This window comes from Streptomyces sp. NPDC054813 (assembly GCF_053611365.1).
On the sequence record NZ_JBSHAF010000001.1, the window covers coordinates 313,024 to 324,367 of the forward strand.

Here is an 11,344-nt window from a genome sequence, read left to right on the forward strand (position 1 = left end):
GGCGGGCGGGGGCGTTCACTTGGCTCATGATCACCTGTGTACCACCCGCCCGCGTCCGGCAGGCGTCTTCCGAGCAGGCCGGGCGAAGTCCGCCACGGTTCGGCAGCGCGCCCCCGAAGGGGCGCGGGGCGGTATCCCTGTGCGGCTCCGCCGCGTGGGCGCGACCTGCCACGGCGAAGCCGCAGACAACCGACACCCCCCCCCGCTCCTCCAGCGGAGCGCCTAGTGCACTTCGGCCGGTGCCGGGCCCTCGTCGAGGAAGCCGCCCGACTGGTGCTGCCAGAGCTTGGCGTAGGCGCCCTCGGCGGTGAGCAGTTCGTGGTGCGTGCCCTGCTCGACGATCCGGCCACGGTCCAGGACCACGAGCCGGTCCATGGAGGCGACCGTGCTCAGCCGGTGCGCCACCACCAGTGCCGTACGCCCCTCCATGAGCCGCCACAGCGCCTCCTGGACGAGCATCTCGCTCTCGGAGTCCAGCGCGCTGGTCGCCTCGTCCAGGAGCAGGATCGGGGCGTTCCGCAGGATCGCCCGGGCCAGGGCGACCCGCTGGCGCTGGCCGCCGGAGAGCTTGACGCCACGCTCGCCGACCATCGTCTCGAAGCCGTCCGGCAGCGCGTCGGCGAACTCCGTGACGTGGGCCGCCTCGGCGGCGAGCCGGATCTCGGCGTCGTCGGCGTCGGGCCGGGCGAAGGCGATGTTGTCCCGCAGGGTGCGGTGGAACATCGCCGGGTCCTGCGGGACGTAGGCGATCTGGCTGCGCAGGTCGCACTGGCGCAGCCGGCTGATGTCCTGGCCGCCGATGGTGATCCGTCCGGCGTCGATGTCGGTCATCCGCAGCAGCAGCCGGGTGAGGGTGGTCTTGCCGCCGCCCGACCGGCCGACGAACCCGAACTTCGAGCCGCTGGGCACGTCCAGCTCCAGTCCCTCGAACAGCGGTTTGGCGCCCGCGTGGGTGAAGGAGACCCTCTCGAAGCGGACGTCGGCGGCCCGCGGCGCGAGCGGCTCCGGAGTCACCGGGTCCAGCACGGTGGGCGGCTCCAGAAGCAGCTCGGTGAACTGGGCCGCCTCCGTCATGGAACTCTCCATGCGCCGGTAGATCTGGTTGAACTCGAACATGATCCGGGTCGCGTTGGTGTAGTAGGTGAAGGCGACCACGACCGCCTCCACACCGTGGCCGCCGCCGGCCAGCCCCACCGCGAGCAGCAGGCCCAGCGCGTTGGTCGCGACGGACATCGGTGCGACGAACGTGTCGATGCGCAGGTTGCCGTAGTCCCAGGAGCGCAGGGTGCGCCGCCTCGACTCGGCCACCCGGGACCGGTGTTCGGCGGCCTCCCGCCCCTCGGCGGCGAACGCCCGGACCGTGTCCATGTTCATCAGGCTGTCGGCGACGTGGCCGGACACCCGCGCGATGGCCTCCTCCCGCTGGGCGACCAGCCGCTGCCGCCGTCGGATCAGCGGCACCACGCACACCGCGGTGACTCCGATCATCGTCAACAGCCCGATGACCAGGAGCGGTTCATAGCGCCAGAGCACCACCGACCCGAACAACAGGGGCACGAAGCTGCCCACGATGTTGAAGGTGAGCGTGTCGGCGAACTCCTCGAAGCGGGTCGCGAAGCTCAGCACCCGCTTGGTGAGCGACCCGGCGAAGTTGTCGTGGAAGAACGCGGAGTCCTTGGCGAACAGTTCGTCCATGCCGATGACGTACAACTGCTCGATGCCGAGCGCGTCCAGACGGTTCAGGCAGTGCAGACCGATCCGCCAGAACACCTCCGCCAGCAGCAGGACACCGCCGAAGCCGAGGACGTACGGCAGTGCGGCACCGAAGCCCAGGCCGTGGCCGTCGGCGATCCGGCCGACCAGCTTGGCCACGACCAGCGGGGCCCCGTAGTTGATTCCGATGTTGCCGAGTGCCGGCAGCAGCATTCCGGGCAGGGTGAACCGCTTGAGCCGCGCCAGTTCCCGTCCGTAGTAACGAAGCGCGAGCACGACGGCACCTTTTTGCGGTCCGCTCGCAGGTAAATCGACCGAGGATGTCATCTCAACCCTGTGTAGTCGTCGTACGGCATGCCGAGCCGACCGGCGCATGGTCTGCGGCGGCCTCGAATCGGCAGGTCAGGAAAGGGAAGTGTGCCGTGACGACGGTCACGGAGTCCACGTGTTTTCCGGACGGCGGCTACTGTGCGAACACGCGGTCGATCCCGTCCTCGTACCGCTCCCAGTCCGCGTCCGCGAGGCCGAGGAGCCGCTCGACCGCCACCGGGTCGGGCAGCGGACCGTGATCCCCGGTCACCTTGAGGGCGGAGACCGCGGTGATGTGGCCGAGCCGCAGCGCACGGGCGGTCGTCCCGCCGTGCAGCAGCACGGCCAGGAAGCCCGCCGCGAACGCGTCGCCCGCGCCCACGGGTTCCACCACCGTCGTACGCAGCGCGGGCACCGTGCACGAGCCGTCCGCGGTGACGGCCGTGGCGGCCCGGTCGCCGTCCTTGACGACGAGGATCCGTGGACCGGGCAGCAGGTCCCGCACGCCGGTGACGGTCAGGCCGTCGCCCCACAGCCGCTGTGCCTCGTCCAGGCCCACGAGCACGATGTCGGCCCGGTCGGCGAGGGCGCGCAGGGCCCCGGGTGCCGTGCCGTCCGGCCACAGGGCGGCGCGGTGGTTGACGTCGAAGCTGATGGCGTACGGCCGTTCGCCGGCCGGCGCGGCGAGGGCGCGGGTCACCAGGTCGCGGCAGGACGGCGAAAGGGCGGGGGTGATGCCGGTGAGGTGCACAAGGGCGGCGGAGCGCAGCGGTTCGCCGTCCAACAGGTCCGGGCCCAGGGCCGAGGCCGCCGAACCGGTGCGGTAGTAGTGGACACGGGTTCCGGTGGGGCCGGGGTTCTTGACGAGGAGGCCCGTGGGCCGGTGCGGGTCGGTGCGCACATGGCTGACGTCGACCCCGGCGGCGGCGACCGCCGCACGCACCCGGTGGCCCAGTGGATCGTCGCCGACGGCCGAGAGCCAGAGCGCCGGGATGCCGTGGTCCGTGAGGTACATGGCCACGTTGGACTCCGCGCCCGCCGTGGACAGCCGCAGTTGCTCCGCCTCCGCCAGCGGGCGGGGCGGGTCGGGGGCCAGGGCCGCCATGGTCTCGCCGACGCAGACGACCCGTCCCGGGGCCGGCCGCCAGGGTGCCGTCATGCCGGTCCGTCCTCCGCCACGGCGGCCAGGAACGCCCGGGCCCGGTCGCGGAGTTCGGCGATGCTGCCACCCTCGGCCGCGTCGCCGACCAGGGGTGAGCCGACGCCGACGGCGGTCGCCCCGGCGGCCAGGTAGGCACGCGCGGCGGGCACGTCGACACCGCCCACCGGGACCAGCACGGCGTCGGGGAACGGGCCGCGCAACGCCTTCAGATAGGCCGCTCCCCCGGCCTCGGCGGCGGGGAAGAGCTTCAGCGCGGCCGCGCCCCGGGCCTGCGCGGCGATGACGTCGGTGGGGGTCAGCACGCCCGCCAGGACCGGCATGCCGAGGTCCAGCGCGGTGTCGACGCCGGCGCCGAGGCCGGGGGTGACCGCGAAGGTGGCGCCCGCGTGGTGGGCGGCCCGCGCGTCCGCGGCGGTCAGCACGGTGCCGGCGCCCAGCGGCCGGTCGGGCCCCAGCTCCTTGCGGGCCCGGGCCAGGACGGCGAGCGCGTCCGTGCCGCTGAGGGACACCTCGATCAGTTCGATGCCCTCCTCGGCCAGGGTCAGCACGGTACGCAGGGCGGCGTCCGGGTCGGTGCCGCGCACGATGGCGAGCAGTCGTCGGGAGGTGAGAGCGGCGCGCAGATCCACGGCCAGGGCTCCTTCTACGGTTCGGGTTTCCGGGGCGGGCGTCGGTCGCCTCTACGGCTCGGGGCTCAGGGGGCACCGGTCGCCTCCTGAGGTTCGGGCTCTCAGTGGCGTCGGGCACCGTCCACGGTGAGGGTTTCTCCAGGGGCGTCGGGTGTCGGCTAGGGGCAGCGGCAGGCGGGGCTCACGGTGAGGCGCCAGCGGACCTCGCCCGAGGCGCCGACGCGGGCCGTGTCGTCCGGGCCGGCGTCGGCGAGGTCGAAGACCCGGCCGAGCATGGGCTCGACGCCCGTACTGCGGTAGGGCCGGCCGGCCGGGAAGCCGCCGAGGTTGCGCCACAGGGCGACGGAGAGGGGCTGTCCGTCCGCCTCGACGGCGAAGGAGAGCCGGTCCCCCTCGTCGTGCACACAGCACCGGCCGCCCGCCACCACGGCCCCGGCCGCCGTGCCGTCGTCCGGCCCGAACCGGTCCAGCCGCAGCCCCAGAGGCGCGGGCCAGGCGCCCTCCAGCCAGCGGGCGCCGTCCGGCCAGGGACGGTTCACCAGGGGCGCCGCCTCCGGGAACAACCGGGTCGGCGCCCCGTCCCGGGCCTTCACCACGGCCTCCTCGGAGAGGTCCAGCAGCGCGTGCGCGGCCCAGAGGAAGCGGAAGCCGGGCTCGGCCGTCAGGACGTAGTCGGCCTGCACACCGTCGGCCGTACCGCTCAGCGTGCGCGTCAGGGTGAAGTGTTCGCAGTGGACGCGCTCGCCGTCCCCCTCCCGGGTCCAGGCCCGGGACCAGGCGTCCCCGTGGTCGGGGGTGCCGCGCACGGTGGGGACGCACTCCTCCAGTCCCCCCGCGTCCACGAACGCGTCGCCCGGTGCCACACCGTCGCGTTCGGCGACCTCGCGCCGCCACAGCCATTCGCGGCCGCCGTGGCGCAGGGAGGTCCAGCGCCCGCCGTGGGCGAGGTCGGTCAGGACGTCCATCACCACTCCGCGAACGAGCCGTCGGGGTGCCGCCACACCGGGTTGCGCCAGTGGTGGCCGGCCCGGTCGGCCGCGCGTACGGCCGCCTCGTCGACGGTGATGCCCAGCCCCGGGGCGTCACCGCGCCGGGCGTGCCCGTCGACGAACCGGAAGGGTTCGGGGTCGACCAGGTAGGAGAGGAGATCGGCGTCCTTGTTGTAGTGGATACCCCGGCTCTGCTCCTGGATCAGGAAGTTGGGTGTGGCGAACGCGACCTGGAGGCTCGCCGCCAGCGCGATGGGCCCGAGCGGGCAGTGCGGGGCGAGCTGTGCACCGTAGGTCTCCGCGAGCGAGGCGATGCGGTGCACCTCGGAGATGCCGCCCGCGTGGGACAGGTCCGGCTGGGCGACCGCGATGCCGGCGGCGAGGACGGGCAGGAACTCGGCGCGCGAGTACAGGCGTTCGCCGGTGGCCAGGGGTACCGGGCTCGCCGTGACCAGGCCGGGCAGCAGGTGGCCCTGCTCGGGGACGACGGGTTCCTCCACGAACAGCGGGTGCAGGGGGGCGAGTTCGGTCAGGACGCGGCGGGCGCTGGCGGCGGTGAAGCGGCCGTGGAAGTCGACGGCGACATCGCGGTCGGGGCCGAGGGCGTCCCGGGCGGCCGCCACCCGGGCGACCACAGCCGCGGTCTCCGACGCCGTGGTGATCGGCGAGGTGGCCCCGGCGGCGTTCATCTTCACCGCGGTGAAGCCCGCCTCCACCTGGGCCGCGACCTGCTCGGTGAGCTCGGCCGGTTCGTCGCCGCCGACCCAGGCGTAGACCCGGACCCGGTCGCGTACCGGACCGCCGAGCAGGGCGTGCACGGGCGCGCCGTAGGTCTTGCCGGCGATGTCCCACAGCGCCTGGTCGAGTCCGGCGACGGCGCTGGACAGGACGGGGCCGCCCCGGTAGAAGCCGCCCTTGGTGAGCACCTGCCAGTGGTCCTGGACGCGCAGCGGGTCCTGCCCCACCAGGTACTCGGCGAGGACCTCGATGGCCGCGCGTACGACCTCGGCGCGGCCCTCGACGACGGGTTCGCCCCAGCCCACCACGCCTTCGTCGGTCTCGACGCGGCAGAACAGCCAGCGTGGCGGGACGAGGAAGGTCTCTATTCGTTCGATCTTCACTGACCGCCGCTGCCTTTCGGGTCGTCGTCGGTGCCGTCGAGCCGCGCCAGGTCGCGGCCCGCCTGGTCGAGCAGGGCACGCATGGCGCGCTCGGCCGCCTCGGGGTCGCCGTCGCGGACGGCGTCCAGGACGGCGCGGTGGGCGGGGACGGGGGGCTCGCTGTGCGGGGAGCTGTGCACGAGGCGGTCGCGGTGGGCGAGCCCCGACTCGATCACCATCTCCATACGTTCGAGCAGTTCGTTGTGGGTGGCGGCGAGCAGGGCGCGGTGAAAGGCGAGGTCGGCGTCGACGGCGTGACCCGGGTCGGCGGCGTCGTGCCGTCCCATGGCGTCCAGGGCGTCCTCCAGGGCCACCAGGTCGGCCTCGGTGCGGCGCTGGGCGGCGAGCCGGACGGCGGCCGGTTCGATGATCGCCCGGACCTCCGCGAGGTTGTGCAGCAGCGACCGGTCGGCGTCGGCCGTACCGGCACCCTCGAACTGCCAGCGCAGCACGTCGGCGTCGAGCAGGTTCCAGTCCGCTCGGGCCCGCACGAAGGTGCCGCGTTTCTGGCGGGCGTCGACCATGCCCTTGGCGGCGAGCACCTTGAGGGACTCGCGCAGGGCGGTGAGACTGACGTCGAGTTCACTCTGCAGCGCCACCAGGTCGAGGGTGGCCCCTTCCGGGATCTCACCGCCCAGGATGCGGCGCGCCAGGGCCTCCACGGTCTGGCCGTGCACACCGCGGCGGGCGTAGGGCGTCATGTCGTACAGCCTTTCTGTTCACGACGTGGTTCGGCGGCGCTCACTCGGAGTCCTTCACGACACTCCAGCCGCCGTCCACGACCAGCCTGGACCCGGTGATGAAGGAGGCCTCGTCGGCGCAGAGGAACGCGATCGCCGCGGCCACCTCCTCGGGCGTGCCGAACCGGCGGGCGGCGGTCTGCGCGACGCTGCGCTCCCGCTCGGCGGGTGTCACCCGGTCCCAGGCGCCGGTCAGGATCGGCCCGGGCAGCACCGCGTTGACGCGTACCTCGGGCCCGTACTCGACGGCGAGCTGCCCGCACAGGGAGAGCAGGGCGCCTTTGGCCGCCGCGTAGGCGGGGTGTCCGGGGATGCCGGCGTGGGCGTGCACCGACGAGGTGAGCACCACGGCCCCGCGGCCGGCCCGCAGGTCGGGCAGGGCCGCCTTGAAGCCGAGGAAGCTCGCCGTGAGGTTGACGGAGAGCTGCCGCTGCCAGGACTCGGCCGACAGCTCGTGCGCCGGTGCGACGTCGACGGTGTAGGCGTTGCTGACGAGCACGTCGACCGGCCCGTAGGCGTGGGCGGCGGTGACGATCCGGGCCCAGTCGTCCTCGGCGGCGACGTCGGCGTGCACGTACCGGGCCCGGCCGCCGTCCTTGGTGATCCCGTCCACCACGGCCTGCCCGCGTTCGTCCGCGATGTCGACGAGGACGACGGCGGCCTCCTCCCGGGCGAGGCGTTCGGCGGTGGCGGCGCCGATGCCGGAGGCGGCTCCGGTCACCACGGCGGTACGGCCGGTGAAGCGGGCACCGTACCGTCGTACGGACTGGTCCATCGGGCTCCTTAGAGGGTGAGCTGCAGGAAACATATGCGTCCTACCGGCGGGTCAGCACCACCAGGTCGGCATCGTGATCGGCGCTCCAGGCGAACGGCAGGCCGTAGTGGAGCAGATGGGCTCCGCCGTACGTCGTTCCCGTCGCCGTGTCCCGGTAGCGCGCCGCCGGGTCCAGGCCTCGCAGCCGGAGCCGGTCGGGGCGGCCCGGCAGCAGCGGTGCACCGTCGAGGCGGCCGGTGGAGAGCGCGGCGACGACGGTACGGTCACCGTGGTCGTACTGCACTCCGCAGGTGGTGTCGTCCGGAGTGCCGAGCAGCCGGGCCTCGCCGTGGTGGACGACGTCCCGGATCTCCTTGTAGCGGGCGATCCACCGGGCGGCCTCGGCCTGTTGACCGGGTGTCCAGGCGCGCAGGTCGGCGCCGATCCCCAGGACCCCGCACATGGCGTTGACGAAGCGGAAGGCGAGGCTGCGCGGCCGCGGGTCGAAGATGCCGGGGGCGTCGGTGACCCAGGAGCTCATCAGATGCGGGGCGTGCGCGTGCAGGAAGCCGTGCTGGATGCGCAGCCGGTCCAGGGGCGCGGTGTTGTCGCTGGGCCAGACGACGTCGGTGCGGGCGAGGGTGGCGTGCTCGATCCGGCCGCCGCCGCCGGCGCAGCCTTCGACGGTGACGTCCGGGTGGGCGGTGCGCAGGTGGTCGAGGACGCGCAGGTATCCGGCGACGTGCTCGGCGTCCAGGTCGACGGGGCCGGCACCGGGGCGGCCGCGCTCGGTGGGCGGCCGGTTCATGTCCCACTTCAGGTAGCCGATGTCGTAGTCGCCGAGCAGCCGGTCCAGGGTGCCGATGACGAACTCCTGGACGTCGGTGCGGCCCAGGTCCAGGAGCAGCTGGTTGCGGACCAGCCGGGACGGGCGGCCGTCGATGCGGTAGACCCACTCGGGGTGTTCGGCGTACAGCCGGCTGCCGGGGCTGACCGCCTCCGGTTCGACCCACAGGCCGAAGTCCAGGCCGAGGGCGCGGACGTCCCGTACGAACCGGTCGAAGCCCTCCGGGAACGCCTGCGGGTCCGGATACCAGTCGCCCAGTCCCCCGGTGTCGTCGGCGCGGCCGGTGAACCAGCCGTCGTCCACGACGAACAGCTCGGCTCCGATGTCCGCGGCCGCCTTCGCCAGCTCCAGCTGTCCGGCCGCGTCGACGTCGAAGCCGGTGGCCTCCCAGGAGTTGTAGAGCACCTTGCGGGGGCGGTGCAGCCGGTCGCCGGTGAGGTGGCGCTCGTAGCGGTGCCAGACCCGGGACAGGCCGTCGAGGCCCTCCGGGCTGAACGCGCAGGCGAGACGGGGGGTCCTGAGGGTCTCCCCCGGGGCCATGAGGACGGCGCCCTCGTGCGGGACCCGTCCGGCGCGGACCCGCACGGCGCCGCCGGGTTCGGCCTCCGCCGTGATGTGCCAGTTCCCGGACCATTCGAGAGCGACGCCGTACGCCGCGTCCTCGCTCTGCACGGCCAGCCAGGGCGCGTACGCGTGTCCGGGCGCGCCCTGGAGGCTGCCGATGGTGAACGTGCCCCGGGTGAGGTCGAGTCGGGTGAGCTGGAACTCCTGCGACCACTGCCCGCAGAGGTACGTCAGCCGGGCCGCGCCGGCCACCGGGATGTTCACGGCGGCCGAGTCGAGCCGTTCCAGGCGGAGTTCCCCGGCGGCGGTGAACTCGGCCCAGCGCAGGATCACATCGGTGCCCGGCACGGTCTCGTAGCACAGGACCGTGCGCAGCCCGGTCGTCTCGTCGGTGAAGGCGAGCCGCAGCGCGCCCTCTGTCTCCTCCGCGCCGTCGAACTCCCACCACACGCCCCGCTCCGCCCCGGCGATCAGCTCGGAGCCGGTGAACGGCCGCAGTCCGTACGGCAGATACTCGGCCGGGGCCGCGTCGGCGGGGGTGATGAAGTGGGTGCGGTGGGACCAGTCGAGGGCGGACGGCCCGTCCTCGACGCCGAGTGGACCCCAGGCTTCGAGCTCGGCCCACGGGCCGTCCGGGGAGAGCCGGACGGTGTAGGAGGTGTGCTCCGTGCGCAAGGTCCAGCGGGTGTGCGTCACTTGACCGCCCCCAGGTTGAGTCCGGCCACGAAGTGCCGCTGGAAGCGCAGGAACACGGCGACCGTGGGTGCGGCGGCGATGACCGATCCGGCGGCGATCACGTTCCACATCGACACGTACTGGCCCTGGAGTCCGATGAGGGCGGCGGTGATCGGCATCTTCGTGTCGCTGCGCAGGACGGTGATCGCCCAGAGCAGGTCGTTGAAGATCCAGGTGAAGGACAGGGCGCTGAGGGCGGCCAGGGCGGGCCGGGTCAGCGGGAGGATGATCCGCCAGAAGATCTGCCACGGCCCGGCGCCGTCGACGACCGCCGCCTGCTGGATCTCGACCGGGATCGACCGCATGAACCCGTGCAGGACGAAGACGTAGAAGCCGACGCCGAAGCCGATCTGCACGCCGATGAGCGCGGGCAGGGTGTCGTAGACGCCCATCAGCTCGCTCAGCTTGGACACCGGGATGAGCAGGATCTGCGGTGGGAGCAGGTTGCCGCCAAGCATCAGGAGCAACAGGGATCGCCGGAAGGGGAGTTCGTAGCGGCTGAGGGCGAACGCGGCCATCGCGGCGAGGGCGAGGGTCACCAGGACACTGGGGACCGTCACCAGCAGGCTGTTGATCAGCGCGCGCTGCTGGCCGCCGTCGGTCCAGGCCTGCCCGAAGTTGCCGAGGGTGAAGGAGTGCGGCCGGCTGCCCAGTCCGTGCGCGGCGATGTCGTCGAAGGTACGCAGGCTGGTGACCAGGACCAGGGCGATGGGCAGCAGCCACAGCACGGCCAGCGCACCGGCGCCCAGATGGAATCCGGCGGTGGTGGCCCGCCTGCGGCGCAGTGCCGTCGCGTCGGCGGACATCAGTCGGCCTCCCGGAACGCGCGGACGAGATAGGAGGCGATGACCCCGAAGGCGAGGACGAAGATGACGACGGCCAGGGCGGAGCCGTAGCCGAGTCGCAGCGACTGGAAGGCGGTCGAGTACATGTAGGTGCTCAGCAGTTCGGACGAGTGGTAGGGGCCGCCGCGGGTGAGCGACCAGACGACGTCGAAGGAGCGCAACGAGTCGATGACGATGACGGACAGCACGACCGCATTGACACTGCGCAGTTGGGGCAGGGTCACGTGCCGGAAGCGCTGCAGGGCGCTCGCGCCGTCGACCTTGGCGGCCTCGTAGAGCGCCGGGTCGATGCCCTTGAGGCCGGCGAGATACAGCACCATGACGTAGCCGATCTGCCGCCACAGCGCGGGCACGATCACCGCGTACAGGGCGGTGTCCTGGTCGGCGAGCCAGGCGTGCTGGAGGCTGCCGAGGCCCACGCCCTGCAACAGCCGGTTCAGGACGCCGTCGGGCTGGTAGATCGCCTGCCAGACCAGGGCGGTGGCGACCAGGGAGAAGACCACCGGCAGGAACAGCGCGGCCCGGTAGAAGCCGACCCCGCGCCGCTCCTGCTGGAGCAGCAGCGCGGCGGCCAGGCCCAGTACGGCGGACAGGCCGCCGAACAGGACCAGCCACAGCACGGTGTGGCCGGCCGCGCTGCGGAAGACGTCGTCGTGGGCCATCTCCCGGAAGTTGTCCAGGCCGACGAACTGCGGCGCGGAGACGCCGTCCCACTTGGTGAGGGCGAGGTAGAAACCCTGCAGGGCCGGCCAGAACACCCACACGGCCTCGGCCAGGAGCGGGACCAGGACGAAGGCGAGGACCAGGGGCGGGGTGCGCCGGGGCCCCCCGCCCCCCCCCCCCCCCCGCGCCGGGGGGGCCGGGGCCGCCGCCGCGGCGGCCGCGGGGGAGACGGCG

The 11,344-nt window shown here is 73.1% G+C and carries 10 protein-coding genes; all 10 read right to left on the minus strand.

The window, feature by feature from the left end; translation table 11 throughout:
• Positions 1–222 precede the first annotated feature (222 nt).
• Positions 223–2,040 carry an ABC transporter ATP-binding protein gene (locus tag ACWGJB_RS01330; RefSeq protein ID WP_453378229.1) on the minus strand — a complete coding sequence of 606 codons (1,818 nt, stop codon included), beginning with the start codon at positions 2,038–2,040 and terminating at the stop codon, positions 223–225.
• A gap of 136 nt (positions 2,041–2,176) precedes the next feature.
• Positions 2,177–3,181 (minus strand): sugar kinase, encoded by a 1,005-nt coding sequence (locus tag ACWGJB_RS01335; protein WP_453378230.1) that lies wholly within the window; start codon positions 3,179–3,181, stop codon positions 2,177–2,179.
• Entirely contained in the window at positions 3,178–3,813 is a 636-nt protein-coding gene (locus tag ACWGJB_RS01340) for a bifunctional 4-hydroxy-2-oxoglutarate aldolase/2-dehydro-3-deoxy-phosphogluconate aldolase (RefSeq protein ID WP_453378231.1), read from the minus strand. The genes ACWGJB_RS01335 and ACWGJB_RS01340 overlap by 4 nt, the downstream gene beginning before the upstream one ends.
• A gap of 158 nt (positions 3,814–3,971) precedes the next feature.
• Positions 3,972–4,778 (minus strand): hypothetical protein, encoded by an 807-nt coding sequence (locus ACWGJB_RS01345; RefSeq protein WP_453378232.1) that lies wholly within the window; start codon positions 4,776–4,778, stop codon positions 3,972–3,974.
• Entirely contained in the window at positions 4,778–5,923 is a 1,146-nt protein-coding gene (gene dgoD / locus ACWGJB_RS01350; RefSeq protein ID WP_360479004.1) for a galactonate dehydratase, read from the minus strand. Before dgoD ends, ACWGJB_RS01345 begins: the two co-directional genes overlap by 1 nt.
• Complete coding sequence (locus ACWGJB_RS01355; protein WP_453378233.1) at positions 5,920–6,663, minus strand: FadR/GntR family transcriptional regulator; 744 nt, start codon at positions 6,661–6,663, stop codon at positions 5,920–5,922. Before ACWGJB_RS01355 ends, dgoD begins: the two co-directional genes overlap by 4 nt.
• 40 nt (positions 6,664–6,703) lie before the next feature.
• Entirely contained in the window at positions 6,704–7,477 is a 774-nt protein-coding gene (locus ACWGJB_RS01360; RefSeq protein ID WP_453378234.1) for an SDR family NAD(P)-dependent oxidoreductase, read from the minus strand.
• Positions 7,478–7,517: 40 nt separating this feature from the next.
• Complete coding sequence (locus ACWGJB_RS01365) at positions 7,518–9,563, minus strand: alpha-galactosidase (RefSeq protein WP_453378235.1); 2,046 nt, start codon at positions 9,561–9,563, stop codon at positions 7,518–7,520.
• Positions 9,560–10,408, minus strand: a complete 849-nt coding sequence (locus tag ACWGJB_RS01370) for a carbohydrate ABC transporter permease (protein ID WP_453378236.1) — start codon at positions 10,406–10,408, stop codon at positions 9,560–9,562. The genes ACWGJB_RS01365 and ACWGJB_RS01370 overlap by 4 nt, the downstream gene beginning before the upstream one ends.
• Positions 10,408–11,253 (minus strand): carbohydrate ABC transporter permease, encoded by an 846-nt coding sequence (locus ACWGJB_RS01375; protein WP_453378581.1) that lies wholly within the window; start codon positions 11,251–11,253, stop codon positions 10,408–10,410. The genes ACWGJB_RS01370 and ACWGJB_RS01375 overlap by 1 nt, the downstream gene beginning before the upstream one ends.
• Positions 11,254–11,344: the final 91 nt, after the last annotated feature.